Here is a 16,886-nt window from a genome sequence, read left to right as displayed (position 1 = left end):
TAGACATGCGACTCCTGATGCTGGGCCGCGCTGCCGCGGCCGTTCTGAGCCTGAGCACCTTCGTCTTCCTGTTCCTGCACGACTCCTGGCGCGGGGACAACCTGTTCCTGGTCCCGGACCTGATCCTGTGCGCGGTCCTGCTGGCCGGCGCCGTGATGCCCAACCCGGCAGCGGCCACCGGCACCCTCATCATCGGTTTCGGCTACGCGGCAGGCGTCCTGACCACGTCCGTGCTCTCCTACGCGGTGCGCGGCGAGCTGGGCCTGCCGAGCCTGGTCGGCGCCGTCACCGCGGCAGCCCTGGCCGTCGCCCTGGCGAGGGATTACTCCGGGCGGCGCAGCGTCAACCCGGCCGCCTCCAGCTGACCCTCCACCCGCACCCGCTCGATCTCCCGATCCACCCCGTCGAGCGGCTGCAGGTGCTCGGTCACGCCGAGTTGCCGGCACGCCAGCTGGAGCCGGATGTCGTACGCCGTCAGCACCGCCGCCAGCCACACCTGCGACGAGCGGGTCAGCCCACTGCGCCGCAACCGGTCCAGCCGCCGCAGGTCGTACGCGATCTGCTCGATCGCCGGATCGTCGAGCTCGGCCAGCCGGGGTTCCAGGTCGAGCGCTCGCAGCGTGCTGTCCAGTGCCCGCAACTCCGCACGGCCGCGACGGCTGAACAGGCGGCGCATCATGCGTGTGTCGGGGCTGAGGAGCAGCGCCGCCGCGCACGGCAGAACCAGCAGCGCCGAGAGCGCCGCCGACAGCACAGCCATTTGCACGATCGCCACGATTTCGACGCTAGGCCCCTGCAGGCCTGGCCGGAATACCCATGTACTGCCAGCTTGCGTCGGAAGTGCGATCAAACGGGAACCGAATCGGTGACCGGCTCGGCGTGCGCCCTCGGCGGGGCGAGCCGGACGTTCACCTTCGGCCGCACGTGCACCTCGATCCGCTGGCGGCTGACCCGCAGCTGCCAGATCAGCGCGCCCACGGCGGCCAGGAAGCTCACCAGACCGGCGACCCAGATGCTCGACGGCACCCCGAACCGCTCACCCCACCACCCGGCCAGCGTCGCGCCGATCGGCGTGGTGCCGAGGAAGACCAGCACGTACAGAGCCATCACCCGGCCGCGGAACGCCGGGTCGACGCCCATCTGCACGCGGTGGTTGGCGCCCTGTGCCAGGTAGATCGAGAAGAACCCGGTCGGCACCAGCAGCACCGCGGCGACCACGAAGTTCGGAGCGAAGCCGACGGCGATCTCGAACAGCCCGAACAGCAGGGCGGCGGCGATCACCTTGTAGACGCTGGGACGGGTGCGGCGACGCGTACCGGCCAGCGCACCACCCAGCGAGCCGATCGCCAGGGCCGTGGTGAGCAGGCCGAACGACGACGGGCCGGCGTTGAAATTGATTTTCGCGAGAGCCGCCAGGGTCACCGGGAAGTTGAAGCCGATCATGCCGACCACGGACATCAGGCAGATCGGCAGCAGCAGGTCGTGCCGCTTGCCGACGTACCGCAGGCCGTCGATCACCCGGGCGCTCGCGCCCTTCTTGCGCTCGGTGCGGAGCAGATCGGCCGCGCGCATCCGCTGATAGGTGAAGACCGGCGCGACGGCCAGTGCCGTGGAGATCAGGAACACGCCGGGCGTGGAGAGCACCGCGAGCAGCACACCGGCCATCGCCGGCCCGCCGATCCGGGCGACGTTGAAGGTGGCCGCCGAGAGCGCGAGGGCGTTCGGCAGCAGCCGCAGCTCGACCAGCTCGGAGACGAACGACTGCCGGACCGGGGTCTCGACGGCGTTGGCGATGCCGAGCAGCAGCGCGAAGAGGAACACGTGCCAGAGCACGACCACACCGGTCGTGACCAGCACCGCGAAGGCGATTGCGAAGACGGCGAAGGCGGCATTCGCCGCGATGAGCAACTTGCGCTTGTCGTACCGGTCGGCCAGGCGGCCGCTCCAGAGGGTGAGGAGCATGACGGGTACGAACTGGAGCGCCGTCACCATCCCCAGTGCCCCGGGAGAGTTGTCGGAGAGTTCCAGCACCAGCCAGTCCTGGGCCGTGAACATCATCCACACGCCGATCAGCTTCACCAGTTGCCCGCCGGCGAAGAGGCGGTAGTTCGGGACCTGCAGAGATCGGAATGTGCTGTTCAAGGCTGCCCGCACGTGGCTGCGCCCCCTCGTGGTCGTACGCGTCATCGTCGTGTGACGAAGCGGAACGACCGTGCGGGGAAGGCTCAGCCGCGGGCGACGCGCTGCAGGATCTCCGCAGCCTGTGCCAGGGTTGCCCGTTCCTCGGGACTCAGCTGCTCCAATTGCTTGGCCAGCCATTCGTTGCGTGCCCGCTCGTACTGTGCGTACACCGCGCGGCCCTCGTCGGTGGCGGCCAGGATGACCTGGCGCCCGTCGGTCGGGTGCGGTGTCCGCGCCACCAGCCCACGCTCCTCCAGCTTGCCGACGATCTTGGTCATCGTCGGAGGCTGGACCCGTTCCACGTCGGCGAGCTCACGGGGAGTCAGCGCACCGGCCAGCTGGAGGCTGGTCAACGCGGAGAGCTGACTGAACGTGAGATCACCGACCGGCCGGGCCTGGCGGACGCGGCGGCCGAGTCGGGTGATCGCGTCCCGCAGCGTCTTGGCCAGCGGTTCCGCTGTCGTACGCTCCGTCGTCATCACCCGCTCCATCACAATACTTAGCCTAGCTAATGAGCATGGCTAACGACATCGGACAGCCACTATGACCACCGTCACCGGCACCGTAGCGCACGCCGATGACGGTGGTCATTCACGCACATGTCAGAGGATCCAGGCCTCGAGGGGACCTCGGGCGAAATACAGGATGAACAGGACGAAGATGCCATACATGAGCGGGTGGATCTCCCGCGCCTTGCCGGTGGCCGCCTTCAACACCACGTACGAGATGATCCCGGCCCCGATGCCGTTGGAGATCGAGTACGTGAACGGCATGAGCGTCACGGTGAGGAAGGCCGGGATCGCGATCGTGTAGTCCGACCAGTCGATCTGCCGGACCGTCGTGATCATCAGGAAGCCGACCACGACCAGCGCCGTCGAGGCCGCCTCGAACGGCACGATCTTGACGAGCGGCGCGAAGAACATGGCGAGCAGGAACAGCACGCCGGTGACCAGGTTGGCCACACCGGTACGCGCGCCCTCACCGACACCGGAGGCGCTCTCCACGTACGAGGTGTTGCTGGACACACTGGCCGCACCACCGGCCGCCGCGGCGATCGAGTCGACGAGCAGGATCTCCCGCGTACGCGGCGGCATGCCCTCGGAATCGAGGAGCTCACCCTCCTGGCCGACCGCGACCATCGTGCCCATGGTGTCGAAGAAGTCGGTCACGAGCAGCGTGAAGATGAACATGATGACGACCAGGACGCCCGCGTGCGACCAGGAGTCGAGCACGTTGAACTCGCCGATCAGCGACAGGTCCGGCGTGTCGATGATCTGCTCGGGCAGCTTCGGCACGTTCAGCGACCAGCCGTGCGGGTTGGTGATCGCCGGGCCGAGACCCGCGATCGCCTCCACGATGATCGCGAGCACCGTGGTGCCCAGGATGCCGATCAGGATCGCGCCCTTCACCTTGCGCACGAACAGGACCAGCGTGAACAGCAGGCCGATCGCGAAGACGAACGTCGGCCAGGTCATCAGCTTGCCGCCCAGCCCGAGCTCGACCGGGACGGTGGTGTTGGCGGCGTCCGGGATCCGGTGCACGAAGCCGGCGTCGACGAGTCCGATGATCATCAGGAACAGACCGATGCCCACGCCGATGGCGGTCTTGAGCTGCGTCGGCACCGCCTTGAAGACGGCCGTGCGCAGGCCGGTCAGCACGAGGATGGCGATCAGCACACCCTCGATGACCACCAGGCCCATCGCGTCGGCCCAGGTCATCTCCGGCGCGATCTCGTACGCCACCAGCGCGTTCACGCCGAGCCCCGCGGCCAGCGCCAGCGGGAAGCGCGCGACCACGCCCATCAGAATCGTCATGAGGCCGGCGACCAGGGCGGTCCCGGCGGCGAGAGCGGCGAGCGGCAGGTGCGCGCCGGTCGAGTCGGTGCCGCCCGCGAGGATCAGCGGGTTCAGCACGACGATGTAGGCCATCGTGAAGAACGTGACGAAGCCACCGCGGATCTCACGGCTCAGCGTGGACCCGCGCTTGGTTATCTCGAAGAAGCGATCGAAGCTGTTCTTCGGGGGTGATTCAGTGTCAAGGGGCATGGTCGCGCATGCTTTCAGATGCAACTACCTCGGCAAAAGCGAACTGATGTTACAACTCTCACGCGCTGCACCGATGCGGTGCGTAATGGCCTTACCCTGGCGGAGTGAGTGACTTGTCTCCCGCCACGCACACCGGCGATCCGTTGCCGGCCCTCACCGTGGTGACCGGGACGAAACCACGGCCCGAACCGCTGGATCCACCGATGCTGCCGTTCGCGCTCGCCGGCGTCGCCGCGTTCGCGGTCACCCTGCTGATCCTGCTCCTGGCCGGAGCGCCGCAGGACTGGATCCAGATCTGCGTCGCAGGCCTGCTCTGGGGCATCCCGGGCACGCTGACGATGGTCGTGCACGACCGGAACCGCAAACGCCGCCGGGCGCTCACGCACCCGGAGTTCCACGTGGTCGACCAGGCCTAGCTGTGGCCGTAATCCTCGGCCGGCTCACCCGACTCCACCGAGCCGTGACCGCGGCTGACCGCCACCGCCTCGACCTCACTGTCGTCATACACCGTCGGCAGCTCGTCGACCGGCTGCTCGGCGGTGCTGAGCAGGGCCTCCGAGTGCGCGCCGCAGCCGTGATCGGCGCTGACCGCGCGGGCGTCGTCCGGCGCGTACAGATTGCCGCAGACGCCGAACATCTGCCGCAGCGTCCCGGCGAGCGGCAGGTAGAAGCCGCAGGTGCCGCAGCGAGCGTTGCGCGGCGCGGCGGTCGAGATGGCCGCCTCCGGGCCGGACTCCCCGTCATACCACCTCTGGGCGGTGTCGAGCCGGCCGTCGCGTGACATCACCCGGGACCGGCCCAGGCCGATCTCCCAGGACACGTCCTCGACGGCGGCGTCGTCGCTGAGCACATAGCCCGGCGCGAGGCGGTCGTCGTCCGGCGCGGTCGGCATGAGGTCGCCGACGCCGAGGTCGCCGGGCTGAACCCGCTCGTTCCACGGCACCCAGCCGGGTGCCATCAGCGCGTCCGGCCCGGGCAGCAGCACCGTCTCGCAGATGGTGACGTGCCGGCTGCGCGGCACCCGGGTAACCGTCACGGCCCAGCGCCAGCCCCGGTAGCCGTCCAGGTGGCTCTCGAAGAAGTGAGTAACGACACGGTCGCCTTCGGCGATCGCATCCAGATGTTCACCGATGTCGCTGGGGTCCACTTCGGTGATGGCACTGCGAGCCACCCCGACTGCATCGGCACAGACCTGGTCGAGTCGGGCGGCGCGAGAGGTGGTCCTGGAGGTCACCCGCCCATTGTTGCCTACCGAACCAGGTGTCCCGCAACGACTCCCCAATAAGCGGGCGCCGAACGACGCGCGGGTCGCCCGCATCAGTCAGGATGGTTCCATGCCGTTGCTTCCCACCCTCGGACGTACCGTCGGCACCGGTATCAAGGCCGTGCGGCTGGTGGTGCGCGGTTCCATGCGCGGCAGCGCCTGGGCAACCCGCCGCGTCGGCTCGGCGCGGGCCCGCGGCGCCGCCAACGAGGTCGGCATGATCCGGCTCTTCGACCTGCACGCGATCTCCTGCGCGGGCGACGCTCTCATCGCGATCGGACTGGCCGGGACCATCTTCAGCGTGCCGCTCGGCGAGGCACGCAGCAAGGTGGGCCTCTACCTGCTCATCACGATGATCCCGTTCGCGCTGCTGGCGCCGGTCGTCGGCCCGCTGCTCGACCACTTCCGGCACGGCCGGCGGTACGCGTTGGCCGTCACCATGCTGGGCCGGGCCTTCCTCGCCTACGTCATGTCCGACAACCTGCTCGGCTGGGGCCTCTATCCCGCCGCGTTCGGGGTGCTCGCCTTCTCCCGGGCGTACGGGGTGGCCCGCTCAGCCGCCGTGCCACGCCTGTTGCCCGAGGGTGTCGGACTGTCCCAGGTGGGCGCACGCGCCAGCGTGTACGGAACGTTCGCCGGCGCCCTCGTGGCACCCATAGGTCTGCTCGCCTTCAAGTTCGGGCCACAGTGGCCGCTGCGGGTCGCCACGATCATCTTCATGATCGGCGTCGTGGTGGCGCTGCGCCTGCCGCCCCGCGCCGACTCCGACCCGCCGGAGGCGATGCCCCGGCCGTGGCGGACCGTCCTGCGCGTCGGCGGCAGCGAGCGCCCACTCTCCGAACGCCTCGTCCTGGCCAGCCTGATCGGCAGCTCCAGCCTGCGGCTGCTCTACGGCTACCTCCTGCTCTTCCTGACCTTCGCGATCATGGGCGGCGACCTCGACACCTCGGTGCTCGGGCTGGAGATGAGCCGTGGCGCCGCGGTCGGCGTGGTCGGCGGCGCGCTCGCGCTCGGCACCTTCCTCTCCACCGCCGCCGGGACCAGCCTGACCATTCGCCGGCCGCTCGCGCTGCAGTCCAGCGGCCTGGTGGTCACCGCCGGCGTCGCGGTCCTGGCCACGGTCTTCTACAACCTCGCGATGGTCACCCTGCTGGCGCTGCTCATCGCGATCTTCAGCGGGATCGGCAAGCTGGCCGTCGACGCGAGCATCCAGGAGCGGGTGCCGGAGAAGCAGCGGGCCACCGCGTTCGCGCACTCCGAGACGGTGCTCATGCTGGCCTGGGTGGCCGGCGGCGGCCTCGGCTTGATCCCGCTCACCGGCCGGCTCGGCGTGGGCCTCGCCGCCCTGATCGGCGCACTCGCGGCCGGCCGCGCCGCCTGGGCCGCCGCGCGGCTGCGCAACGAGCGCCTCGCCGGGCGCCCGGGTGCTCCCCCGCCCGACCCTGACGACTCCACGGTCATCACCGCGACCGACCCGTGGCCCGAGGCACCGGCCGTCCCCGACCCCACTCCCGCCGCCCCACCGAAACGGCGCCGCCGCACAGCCACGGCAACCGAGCAGAGGCCACCGAAGGAACAAAAGCCGCAAAAGGAGCAAATCGACCAGGCAGCGCCGCCCGGGTTCCACGTCTACCGGCCGTCCAGCACGGGAGAACCCGGAAAGAACGAGGACGCGTGATCCCGTACCCCCTCTTGATCGTGACCGCGGTGACCGCCGAGGCCGACGCCCTGCGCAGTGAGATCGACCCGCACCTGGCCCTGGTCGAGGCCGTCGGCGTCGGCCCCGCCGCAGCCGCCGCCGGAACCGCGCGCCTGCTCGCCACCGGCTCCTACCGCGCGGTGCTCAGTGCCGGCATCGCCGGCGGCTTCCCCGGACGAGCCCCGGTCGGCGGCACCGTGCTCGCCACCCGCAGCATCGCCGCCGACCTGGGCGCCGAGACCCCCGACGGATTCCTGCCGGTCGAGGAGCTGGGATTCGGCAGCAGCCGCGTCGAGTGCGACCCCACGCTGCTCAAGGCGCTGCGGGAGGCCCTGCCGTCCGCGGTGACCGGCGAGGTGCTGACGCTGAGCACGGTCACCGGCACCGCCGCCACCGCGGACCGCCTGGCCGCACGCTTCCCCGACGCCGTCGCCGAGGCCATGGAGGGCTATGGCGTGGCCAGCGCCGCCGCGGCCGCCGGAGTGCCGTTCGCCGAGTTGCGGACGATCTCCAACCCGATCGGCCCGCGGGACCGCGCGGCCTGGCGCCTGACCGACGCGTTCGCCGCGTTGCGTGCCGCCGGACCCGCTTTGGCGACACTCCCCTGAATGTATTGCCGTTGTTGATCGCGCCCGGCATGCTGCGTGACAGTCGTCACTGACATCGGAATCGAGGCTCGATGAGCGAGATGAGCGCCGGCGCGCGCGCCCGCCTGATCGGCGCCGGGTACGCCGCTCAGGGCCTCGGCTATGCCGCCCTGGTCACCGCGCTCCCGGCCTTCAAGGACCGGCAGCACATCGATGACACGTTCGTCTCCGCGATGCTCCTGCTCGTCTGCGTTGCCGCCGCCGGCGGCTCGGTCCTCGCCGACCGGATCGCCGCCCGCTGGGGCAGCCGGTACGCCCTGGCCAGCGGCCTTCTGCTGATCGGCGCCGGACTCGCCGCCGCCACCGTGCCCACCCCCAACGTGGTCTTCGGTGCCGTCCTGCTGATCTACGGCGTAGGGCTGGGCGGCGTCGACGCCTCCCTGAGCATGCAGGGCGTCCTCGTCCAGGCACGACTCGGGCGCAGCGTGATGAGCCGCCTCTTCGCCGCGTACACCGCCGCCGCCATCGCCGCGGCCCTCCTCATGTCCGGCGTCCTGAAGATCGGCGCCGCTGCCGAGCTCGCGGTCGGCATCGCCGCCGCCTTCGCCGTACTGGTCGGCCTGATCGGCTGGCGCACCTTCGAACCCGGCCGCACCCAGCGAGCCGCCACCGTGCACGCCGAGGGCGGCCGCGCCGTCCGCCCGGTCATCTGGGTCTGCGGCATGCTGATCTTCACCGCCTTCCTGGTCGACTCCGCCGTGAGCACCTGGAGCTCGGTCTACCTCCAGGACTCCCTCGCCACCGCGGCCTCCGTCGCCCCGCTCGGTTACGCCGCCTACCAGGCCGCCGTTCTGATCAGCCGCCTGGTAGCCGACCACGTCGTCCCCCGCGCCGGCCGCACACCCATCGCTCTGGGCGCGCTCGCCACCTGCGGCATCGGCTGCGGCCTGGTAGCCACACTCCCCACCACCGCCGCCGCGATCACCGGCTTCGCCATCGCGGGCATCGGCGTCGGCGTACTGGTCCCGCTCGCGTTCAGCGCCGCCGGCGAAGCGGCCGCGACCAGCAGCGACGAGGTAATCGCCAAGGTCAACCTCTTCAACTACGGCGGCGCACTCCTCGGCGCGGTCCTGCTCGGCGCCCTCTCCGAACCGGTAGGCCTGCAGATCGCCTTCCTCATCCCGGTGGTCGCGGTCATCGCCACTCTCCCGCTGGCACGCCGCTTGCGCACCCTGAAAACCCCTTTCCCGGTACGCGACGACGGCCTGTCCCGCACCTGAACGCCACCCAGTCGCCCGGTCACCCCCTCTGCCGCCCCGCCGGCAGGATCGCGTGTGGAGTTCGGGCGCGGAGCGGGACACAACTCCACACGCAAGGTCGCGCTGTCCGAGCGTGTGGAGTTCGGGCGCGGAGCGGGGCACAACTCCACACGCGAGGTCGCGCTGTCTGAGCGTGTGGAGTTCGGGTGCGGAGCGGGGCGCAACTCCACACGCAAGGTCGCGCTGTTCGAGCGTGTGGAGTTTGGGTGCGGAGCGGGGCGCAACTCCACACGCAAGGTTGCGGTGTTCGAGCGTGTGGGGTTTGGGTGCGGAGCGGGGGTGGGAGCCGCACGTGGCTAAGCTGGCCGCGTGCCCAGGCTGGTGGACCACGACCTGAGAAGAGCGGAGCTGCTCTCGGCCGCCTGGCGGGTGGTCCGGGTCCGCGGCGTCGAGGGCACCACAACCCGCGCGATCGCCGACGAGGCCGGCTGTTCGCTGAGCGTGCTCGCCCACTTCCTCGGCGGCAAGGACGACATCCTGGTCGCCGCGCAGAAGGCCGTCTACGACCGGATCGTGGAGCGCGCCTTCCGGATCGGCGGCGACCTGGACGGCCTGGCCGGGCTACGCGCCGCACTGGAGGCCGTACTCCCGCTGGACGAGGAACGGGCCGCCGACGCGCACGTCAACGTCGCGTTCGCCGGCGCCGCCCTGTCACACCCCCGGCTGGCCGAGTCACGGCGCAGCTCGCACCAGGAGATCCGCGTTCACCTGCGGAACTGCCTGCGCGAGGCCCGCGAGCTGGACGAACTCCGCACCGGCGTGGACGACGAGGCCGTGATCGACGACTTCATCATCCTGGTCGAGGGCAGCACCCTGCTCAGCCTCGTCGACGGCTGGGCCGAAGAGGGCCGCGCCGAACGCCTGTCCCGCCTCGCCACCAGCTTCGTCGACCAACTCCGCCGCTGACCCGCCTCAGAGGTCCCGGCGCTGACCCGCGATCAGGTCGCGGTACCAGTACCAGGAGTCCTTTCGCGTCCTTTCCAGGGTCTCCCGGTCAACGTAAACCAGACCGAAACGCTCGTCGAACCCGGCGGCCCACTCGAAATTGTCGAGCGCCGACCAGACGTAATAACCGTCAACCCGAACACCGGCGTCGATCGCGTCCGCCACCGCCCGCAGATGCGAGTCCAGATAGGAGATCCGGCGCGGGTCGTGCACCCGACCGTCCGGCCCCGGCGGTGCGTCATGGAACGAGGCACCGTTCTCCGTGATGATCACCGGCGGCAGGTTCGGATAGCGGTCCCGCAGGCCGACCAGGATCTCGGTGAGCCCGGACGGCACGATCGCCCACCCGAAGTCGGTCCGCTCGTCGCTCTTCACCGGCACCGGCGAGAACGGGAGCCCCTCCGGGATGTCCACCTCCAGCACCCCGGAGTAGTCCTTGCCCTCCTTCGGCGCCTCGATCATCGTCGGCTCGTAGTAGTTGACCCCGTAGAAGTCCAGCCGTGCCCGGATCAGCTCCAGGTCACGCTCCAGCTGCGCGTCCTCGACGCCGACACCGGCCCGGATCAGCTCGTTCGGGTAAGCGCCCAGCAGGATCGGGTCGGAGAACGTCCAGTTCGTCAGGTCCGAGAAGATCGCAGCGGCCACCTGGTCAGCCGGGTCGTCGCTGGCCGGCCTGACCGGGAAGTGCTGGCTCGCCACACCGACCGATGCGGCGCCGTGCGTACGCAGGACCTGCACCGCCAACCCGTGTGCCAGCAGCTGATTGTGGGCCGCGGGCAACGCCGAAAGCCCCAGTCCCCGGGCCGGCGCGTGATCGGTGAGCGCGTATCCGTACAGGGTGTGCACGTTCATCTCGTTCATGGTGATCCAGTCGCGGACCCGGTCGCCGAGACGCAGCACCAGCGCACTGGTGTAGTCGGCCAGCCGGTGCGCGGTGTCCCGGTTCATCCAGCCGCCGGCGTCCTCCAGATCCTGCGGCAGGTCCCAGTGGTAGAGCGTGGGTACCGGCCGCACCCCGGCGGCGAGGATCGTGTCGACCAGCCGGTCGTAGAACCCGATGTCCGCGAGCGCCCGCGTCCACGAGAACGAGAAGCGGTAGTCGTGCACACCGGCGGCCGCGATGTGCTCGACGTCCTCGGCGTACCGATGAAAATGATCGACAGCGACGCGGCCGTCCTCACCGTGCCGCACCGCTCCAGGCCGCGCCGTGAAGGTGTCCCAGATGCTCGGGGTCTTGCCGTTGGCGTCGGCCGCACCCTCGATCTGGTACGCCGACGTCGACACACCGAACCGGAAGCCCGGCGGGAACTGGGGGTACAAAGTAGATCCTTTCAAAGTCAGGACAGCGCCCGCAGGCGCGGCAGGCAGGCCAGTGCGATCAGCGCGAACGCCGCCGTGACCAGGTAGAGGGTGCGGTAACCGCCGAGCGCCGTGACGATCGGCGCGGCCAGCACCGGGGCGAGCAGCTGCGGCAGGGTCCCGGCGACGTTGGCCACGCCGAGCATCGTGGCGCGGGTCTCGGCGTCCGGCAGCACGTGCGTCATCACCGCCATGTCCACCGCGATGTACGCCCCCCAGCCGACACCGACCAGCACCGACGCGACGATCACCACCGGGACGATCGGGACCAGCGCCATCAGCACCGTCCCCGCGGCCAGGATCACCGCGCCCGCCGCCACGAAGATCTTGCGGCGTTCCCAGCGGTCCGACAGCACACCGCCGGCGAACCCGAAGATGCCCGCGAAGAGCACGTTCACCACGGTCAGGATCAGCACCCAGGTGGCGGCGTCGGCCACGCCGACCTCGTCCGAGAGGAAGTAGAAGAGGTAGACCAGGACCAGCGCGTTCACCAGGTTGAGCAGGAACCGGATCAGCCAGGCCCAGGCGAACTGTCCACCGGGCCTCCGCAGCGCTGTCCAATTTGTCCTTTTAACATCTTTATTGTACGGGGTATCGCGGTGCATCAGAACCAGCGCGATCCCGAGGAGCGGCACCGCCACGGCTACCGCGACGTAGCCCGGCGCCCCCTGACCGACCGCCACCGCGACCGCTGTACCCAGCACCACACCGACGATCTGGGCGACACCGAAGAGTGCACCGACCGTACCCCGCTGCGCCTCTGGCACCCGGTCGCCGATGAGCGCCGCGAGCGCGGCCAGCGGACCGTTCAACCCGACCTGGACCAGGATCCACCCGGACACCATCGCCGCGGTGGTGTCCGCCGCGGCCAGCACCAGCAGGCCCGCGACGCCGACCACCGTGCCGGCCACGAAGATCGGCAGACGGCGCGACCCGATCCGGTCGGAAAGCGCGCCCCACAGCGGGTTGGCGACCATCGAGGCCGCCGCGCCCCACGCCGTGACCAGCGCCAGCAGCGCCTCCTTGCCGTCGTCGCCGGCCAGCCGGGCCGCCTGCTCCGGGAGCAGGATCTGGATCGGCCCGAACCAGCCGGCCGCGACGCCGATCATGGCGAGCGCGTACGCGACCATCCAACGGCGCCGGACCGGCGCCGTCGGACTCTCGGTCACCAGACTCACAGGCGAGCCTTCTCCCACATCACCGTGTACGCCTCGGCGCCGCCGAGCAGCTGCTTGCGGAGCAGTGTCGCATCGGACCCGGCCTGGTTGAGCAGGTCGGTGACCCAGTCGGCGTAGAGGCCGTACTGAGCGACGCCATCGGTGTTGAGGTCGAAGGTGCGTGAGCCGTAGACCTGCCGGCTGACCGTGGTGCCGTTGGTCGCCGTGAACGGGTAGGTGAGCGGGCTGGAGCCGGCGTTCAGACGGGGCGCAGCCTGCGGGCCGAGACCGTTCACGTCGCTGCCCATGCCGTACCCGGTGATCTTCGAGCCGTTGGCGAGGCCCTTGTTGGCCCGCCACTCGTCGAGGAAGGTGGGCGTGTCCTGCCCGTCCGGGGTGGCCGAGAAGGCGTAGCTGGCGACGAACCCGCCCACGCCGAGGATCCGGTTCACCATCGTCGGGTCGGACCACGTGTGCACCGAGGTGACACCCGCGTAGCTGTTCTGCTCGGCCAGGTCCAGCACGGCCGAGGCGGTCTTCACGCTCATGTGGTCGATGTGGATGATCATCCCGCGGTCCATCATCTTCTGGACCAGGTACCTGCCGAGGTCGGTGAGGCCGCGGATGTTGCAGATCTTGCCGCTGGGGTAGACCGGCAGGATCGAGCCGGCCGGCAGGTCGACGCCCAGCGCGAGCAGCCTGGCGAGGTCGTCGCTGACCAGCGGCTGCTCGTTGTCGGACGGCCCGGTGCAGCTGGTCGCCTGCCACCAGTGACCGGTGGAGATCAGGTTTCCGACGTTCACCGCGGCGCCGGTCACGCCCTCGTCGAAGCGGGTGCCGCCGAACGCGTTGTCGAACTTGTGCACCGGGTAGAAGCCGCTGACACCCATGCCCACCAGCTCGTCGAGCCCGGAGTCGATCTGCGCCTTCGTGCACTGCGGCACGTCGTTGATCTCACGGCAGCCGAAGATCTCGGAGTTCTCCACGCCGATCGTGACGGCCAGCTTGCCCTGTGCGGCGATCTGGCGTACCTGTGCCGGTGTGGTGGCCAGGCGGAACCAGCCCTTGCCGGGGCCACCGCTGCGGGCGTCCACATAGTCCTGCATCTTGCGCAGGTACGTGGACTGCGCCCGGATCTGGTCCATCTCGTCGCAGGAGGTGTGCTCCAGGGTCAGCCCGCAGATCACCCGGTTCGCCACCAGCAGCACGTTGAGCACCCGCTGGCCGGACTTCCAGGCCCGCTCCAGGCTGCGGAAGTACGAGGCCTCGTGCAGCATCGTGTCGTGCTGCGGCCAGTCGCCGAAGGTGGGCCAGCCGTCCTCGGCCGAGTTGATCGGGTCGGTGCCGGCGATGATCGCCTCGAGCAGCGCGCCCCAGCCGAGCGTGGCGTGCGAGGCGCAGCCCTTCAGGGCCACCGGGGCGCCGCCGGGTGCGTACGCGTCCCCGCAGTGCATGGATCCACCGAACGCCTCGGCCGCCGTGACGTGGGCGTGCGCGTCGATCCAGCCGACCAGCTTGCCGCTGGAGTCCACACCTGCCGCCGGGGTGCCACTGACACCGGTCGCGATGTCCGGGATCGCGGCACAGCCGGACGCCGGAGCGAGCGCGACCGTCGAGTTCGAGCCGCCCGCACCGAGACCGCCGAGGTACACACCGAGGGTCTGGCCCGTCGCCGTCGAGACGAATCGATAGCGGCCGTCCGCGACGCTGACCGTCCAGTCGGCGCGGTCGCCGTACGCGTCCCCGGTCCACACCCAGCCGAGCACGCTCTGATACGGCGGCTTACCGGTCGAGTCCCGCAACAGGTAACGCCCCAGCTGTGTGGCCTCGAACCGGAACGGCTCGGCGCCCGACGCGGTGCCGGTGAAGCCGTATCCCACCGAGTCCTTGCGGACGTAACCCTTGTTCGTGGACCCGTCGAAGACCTGGAGAGTGACGCACGCGCCCTCCAGGTCATTCGCGGGCGTCCAGGACGCGGCCATGGCGGCGGGCGCGGGCAGCCCACCGACGAGGCCGAGCACCAGGACGCCCGCGGCCAGCGCTCGAAGTCGCGCCACGGGACACCCCCTTTGATCGATCACTTGATCCAACAAGAGGGAGTGTAAGAAGCGTCACACGATAGATCCAGAGATAAAGATGAAACTTTCTTCATTCCGTGATGCCGGGTGTGAACAGGTAGACAAAGCAGTTCGCCGCTCACACGGCTAGCGTGAAGAGCGTGGCGCTCTCCCTCGCGGTCTCACCGTGCCCCAACGACACCTTCGTGTTCCACGCGCTCATCCACGGGCTGGTCCCGGGCGCCCCGCCGGTCGACCTGACCTTCGCGGACGTGGACGTCACGAACACCGCCGCGCAGGACGGCCGGTTCGACCTCGTCAAGGTGAGTTACGCGGCGCTGCCCTGGCTCCTCGACGACTACGACCTGCTGCCGTGCGGCGGCGCGCTCGGCAGGGGCTGCGGCCCGCTGGTGCTGACCCGTGACCGCACCGACCTGACCGGCGCGACGGTGGCCGTGCCCGGCGACCGGACCACGGCGTACCTGTTGTTCCGCCTCTGGGCGACCGACCAGCCGCCGGCCCGGATCGAGGTCGTCCCGTTCCACGAGATCATGCCCGGCGTGGCCGACGGCCGCTACGACGCCGGCCTGGTCATCCACGAGGCCCGCTTCACCTACCAGCGATACCACCTGACCGCCCTCGCCGACCTGGGCGAGTGGTGGGAGAAGGAGACCGGGCTGCCGATCCCGCTCGGCGCGATCCTGGCGAAGAAGGGCACTGTCGACAGGGCGGAGGCCACCGAGTGGATCCGCGAGTCGCTGCGCCATGGCTGGCGCGACCCGTCGGCAAGCCAGGACTTCATCCTCGCCAACGCGCAGGAGATGGAGCCCGCGGTGGTGAAGCAGCACATCGAGCTGTACGTCAACGAGTTCACCCTGGACCTGGGCGAAGACGGACTCGCCGCCGCCGACGCCCTCCTCGGGCGCGCAGCGGCGGCGGGTCTGACACCAGCGGTGAAACTCTAGATCTCGAACTCCCGCGCCACCGCGTGAACCAGCTGGGCGATCTTCTGCGCGGTCTTCTTGTCCGGGTAGCGGCCGCGCTGCAGAGCGGGCTGCACCTGGCTCTCCAGGACCTTGATCATGTCTTCGATCATGCTGGCCAGCTCGTCAGCCGGCCTGCGGCGCAGCTCGGCCAGGGACGGCGGCGCGTCCAGGAGCTTCACACCGAGCGCCTGGGCGCCCTTGCGGCTGTCCACGACTCCGAACTCGATCCGCTGACCCGTTTTGAGGTCGGTGACCCCCGCCGGCAGCGCACCCTTCGGCAGGAACACGTCTCCGCCCTCGTCACTGGTGACGAAACCGAATCCCTTAGCCGCGTCATACCACTTCACTCGACCCGTGGGCACCGCTGACCTCAACTTCACTCAATGGACACAACTGCTCACGGCAAGGCTATCCAGCCGACGGCCGGGACCCAACTGCAATCTCACCCAGCAGGTCCGGGAAGGCGGTCAGGTCGGGCAGCACGTACGAGGCTCCGGCATCGCGAAGTTCCTGCTCAGAGCAGGGTCCGGTGGCTACCCCGATCCCCGGCACACCCGCGGTGCGAGCGGCAACCATGTCCGCCGCGTGGTCACCCACGTACCACCGCACGCCGTGCTCGACCAGCGCCGCGGCCTTACCCTCGGCGAACAGGTCACCGGCCAGTTCGTCGGCGCGCATACCCAGATGATCCAGGTGCAAACGGGCCAGCCGGCCGAGCTTCGAGGTCACCACGACCACCCGCAGGCCGGCCGCGCGGACCGCGTCCAGCGCCTCGACGGCACCGGCGGTCGGCACGGTCGGCGCGATCGCGTACTCCGGGTAGAGCCCGCGATACGCGGTGACGGCCTCCTCGACGTCCTCGGCCGGGAACCAGTGCCGCAGCTCGGCCCGCAACGGCGGGCCGAGCCGGGAGACTGCCAGGTCGGCGTCGACGTGCACGCCCGTGCGTGCGGTGAGCTCGACGTACGCGGCCCGAATACCCGGCCGCGAGTCGATCAAAGTCATATCAAGGTCGAAGCCGACCGCCCCGATCACTGGGCCATCGTGTACTTGTACGTCAGTCGCTCCACCGGCAGCGGGAAGGTCTGGTCGTCGCCGAACGGAGACGGGGCGGCAGGACGGTCGGAGATCAGCTCGGACACGTCGAAGTGGGCCTTGTCGGCGACCTGCTCCTTGTCCCCGCCGCGCTTCTTGGCCTGTGACGCCACGTTCAGTCCTCCTCGCGATAGAGGTCCGGCCACGCCCGGACCCACCACCATCGTCCCATGAACGTTAGCGTTGAAGACG

At 69.9% G+C, this 16,886-nt stretch carries 18 protein-coding genes; 7 read left to right on the top strand and 11 right to left on the bottom strand.

What is annotated here, in order from left to right:
* Positions 1-5: 5 nt before the first annotated feature.
* Positions 6-365 carry a hypothetical protein gene (locus AB0M02_RS42515; protein WP_364238172.1) on the top strand — a complete coding sequence of 120 codons (360 nt, stop codon included), beginning with the start codon at positions 6-8 and terminating at the stop codon, positions 363-365.
* Here AB0M02_RS42515 and AB0M02_RS42510 read toward each other — a convergent pair.
* From AB0M02_RS42510 to AB0M02_RS42495, 4 genes are all read right to left on the bottom strand, one after another.
* Positions 323-775 carry a hypothetical protein gene (locus AB0M02_RS42510; RefSeq protein WP_364238171.1) on the bottom strand — a complete coding sequence of 151 codons (453 nt, stop codon included), beginning with the start codon at positions 773-775 and terminating at the stop codon, positions 323-325. The genes AB0M02_RS42515 and AB0M02_RS42510 overlap by 43 nt on opposite strands.
* A 71-nt stretch (positions 776-846) precedes the next feature.
* On the bottom strand, positions 847-2,154 hold the full coding sequence (locus tag AB0M02_RS42505) for an MFS transporter (protein WP_364238169.1): 1,308 nt from the start codon (positions 2,152-2,154) through the stop codon (positions 847-849).
* A 71-nt stretch (positions 2,155-2,225) separates the two neighbouring features.
* Complete coding sequence (locus AB0M02_RS42500) at positions 2,226-2,660, bottom strand: MarR family transcriptional regulator (protein ID WP_364238167.1); 435 nt, start codon at positions 2,658-2,660, stop codon at positions 2,226-2,228.
* A gap of 123 nt (positions 2,661-2,783) precedes the next feature.
* Positions 2,784-4,226, bottom strand: coding sequence for an NCS2 family permease (locus tag AB0M02_RS42495; protein WP_364238165.1), 1,443 nt, complete (start codon positions 4,224-4,226; stop codon positions 2,784-2,786).
* A gap of 203 nt (positions 4,227-4,429) precedes the next feature.
* Here AB0M02_RS42495 and AB0M02_RS42490 point away from each other — a divergent pair, with 203 nt between their 5' ends.
* Positions 4,430-4,642, top strand: coding sequence for a DUF2530 domain-containing protein (locus tag AB0M02_RS42490; RefSeq protein WP_364238263.1), 213 nt, complete (start codon positions 4,430-4,432; stop codon positions 4,640-4,642).
* On the opposite strand, the gene AB0M02_RS42485 is transcribed toward AB0M02_RS42490, so the two are convergent.
* On the bottom strand, positions 4,639-5,460 hold the full coding sequence (locus AB0M02_RS42485) for a DUF3027 domain-containing protein (RefSeq protein ID WP_364238163.1): 822 nt from the start codon (positions 5,458-5,460) through the stop codon (positions 4,639-4,641). The two genes, AB0M02_RS42490 and AB0M02_RS42485, sit on opposite strands and share 4 nt — an antisense overlap.
* Before the next feature lie 100 nt (positions 5,461-5,560).
* On the opposite strand from AB0M02_RS42485, the gene AB0M02_RS42480 reads away from it, so the two are divergent.
* The 4 genes from AB0M02_RS42480 to AB0M02_RS42465 all read left to right on the top strand — a co-directional run bounded on the left by AB0M02_RS42480 (position 5,561) and on the right by AB0M02_RS42465 (position 10,001).
* Positions 5,561-7,168 (top strand): MFS transporter, encoded by a 1,608-nt coding sequence (locus AB0M02_RS42480; protein ID WP_364238161.1) that lies wholly within the window; start codon positions 5,561-5,563, stop codon positions 7,166-7,168.
* On the top strand, positions 7,165-7,797 hold the full coding sequence (locus AB0M02_RS42475) for a futalosine hydrolase (protein ID WP_364238159.1): 633 nt from the start codon (positions 7,165-7,167) through the stop codon (positions 7,795-7,797). Before AB0M02_RS42480 ends, AB0M02_RS42475 begins: the two co-directional genes overlap by 4 nt.
* A gap of 71 nt (positions 7,798-7,868) precedes the next feature.
* Positions 7,869-9,056, top strand: coding sequence for an MFS transporter (locus tag AB0M02_RS42470; protein WP_364238157.1), 1,188 nt, complete (start codon positions 7,869-7,871; stop codon positions 9,054-9,056).
* 348 nt (positions 9,057-9,404) lie between these two features.
* Positions 9,405-10,001, top strand: a complete 597-nt coding sequence (locus AB0M02_RS42465) for a TetR/AcrR family transcriptional regulator (RefSeq protein WP_364238156.1) — start codon at positions 9,405-9,407, stop codon at positions 9,999-10,001.
* 6 nt (positions 10,002-10,007) lie between these two features.
* Here the strand turns inward: AB0M02_RS42465 and AB0M02_RS42460 are convergent, their stop codons facing one another.
* From AB0M02_RS42460 to AB0M02_RS42450, 3 genes are read right to left on the bottom strand one after another with little or no spacing between them, the layout of a single operon-like run.
* Positions 10,008-11,360, bottom strand: a complete 1,353-nt coding sequence (locus tag AB0M02_RS42460) for a GH1 family beta-glucosidase (RefSeq protein WP_364238154.1) — start codon at positions 11,358-11,360, stop codon at positions 10,008-10,010.
* 17 nt (positions 11,361-11,377) lie between these two features.
* Positions 11,378-12,577 carry an MFS transporter gene (locus AB0M02_RS42455; RefSeq protein ID WP_364238153.1) on the bottom strand — a complete coding sequence of 400 codons (1,200 nt, stop codon included), beginning with the start codon at positions 12,575-12,577 and terminating at the stop codon, positions 11,378-11,380.
* Complete coding sequence (locus tag AB0M02_RS42450; RefSeq protein WP_364238151.1) at positions 12,574-14,613, bottom strand: hypothetical protein; 2,040 nt, start codon at positions 14,611-14,613, stop codon at positions 12,574-12,576. Before AB0M02_RS42450 ends, AB0M02_RS42455 begins: the two co-directional genes overlap by 4 nt.
* Before the next feature lie 161 nt (positions 14,614-14,774).
* On the opposite strand from AB0M02_RS42450, the gene AB0M02_RS42445 reads away from it, so the two are divergent.
* Positions 14,775-15,578 (top strand): 1,4-dihydroxy-6-naphthoate synthase, encoded by an 804-nt coding sequence (locus AB0M02_RS42445; RefSeq protein ID WP_364238150.1) that lies wholly within the window; start codon positions 14,775-14,777, stop codon positions 15,576-15,578.
* On the opposite strand, the gene AB0M02_RS42440 is transcribed toward AB0M02_RS42445, so the two are convergent.
* From AB0M02_RS42440 to AB0M02_RS42430, 3 genes are read right to left on the bottom strand one after another with little or no spacing between them, the layout of a single operon-like run.
* On the bottom strand, positions 15,575-15,961 hold the full coding sequence (locus tag AB0M02_RS42440) for a cold-shock protein (protein ID WP_364238148.1): 387 nt from the start codon (positions 15,959-15,961) through the stop codon (positions 15,575-15,577). The two genes, AB0M02_RS42445 and AB0M02_RS42440, sit on opposite strands and share 4 nt — an antisense overlap.
* A 46-nt stretch (positions 15,962-16,007) precedes the next feature.
* Complete coding sequence (locus AB0M02_RS42435) at positions 16,008-16,634, bottom strand: HAD family hydrolase (protein ID WP_364238146.1); 627 nt, start codon at positions 16,632-16,634, stop codon at positions 16,008-16,010.
* A complete protein-coding gene (locus tag AB0M02_RS42430) occupies positions 16,631-16,807 on the bottom strand; it encodes a hypothetical protein (RefSeq protein ID WP_364238144.1) in 177 nt (58 codons plus the stop codon). The genes AB0M02_RS42435 and AB0M02_RS42430 overlap by 4 nt, the downstream gene beginning before the upstream one ends.
* Positions 16,808-16,886 lie beyond the last annotated feature (79 nt).

It is taken from the genome of Actinoplanes sp. NPDC051861 (assembly GCF_040681145.1).
In the GTDB taxonomy this organism is placed as follows: Bacteria; Actinomycetota; Actinomycetes; order Mycobacteriales; family Micromonosporaceae; genus Actinoplanes.
Note: the sequence above shows the minus strand (reverse complement) of the source record. Positions and strands in the feature narration are given on the sequence as shown.

Coding starts and splice junctions, on each gene's coding strand:
- AB0M02_RS42490 (WP_364238263.1), top strand. CDS start 4,430: ATGCTGCCGTTCGCGCTCGCCGGCGTCGCCGCGTTCGCGGTCACCCTG.
- AB0M02_RS42470 (WP_364238157.1), top strand. CDS start 7,869: ATGAGCGAGATGAGCGCCGGCGCGCGCGCCCGCCTGATCGGCGCCGGG.
- AB0M02_RS42500 (WP_364238167.1), bottom strand. CDS start 2,660: ATGACGACGGAGCGTACGACAGCGGAACCGCTGGCCAAGACGCTGCGG.
- AB0M02_RS42495 (WP_364238165.1), bottom strand. CDS start 4,226: ATGCCCCTTGACACTGAATCACCCCCGAAGAACAGCTTCGATCGCTTC.
- AB0M02_RS42515 (WP_364238172.1), top strand. CDS start 6: ATGCGACTCCTGATGCTGGGCCGCGCTGCCGCGGCCGTTCTGAGCCTG.
- AB0M02_RS42480 (WP_364238161.1), top strand. CDS start 5,561: ATGCCGTTGCTTCCCACCCTCGGACGTACCGTCGGCACCGGTATCAAG.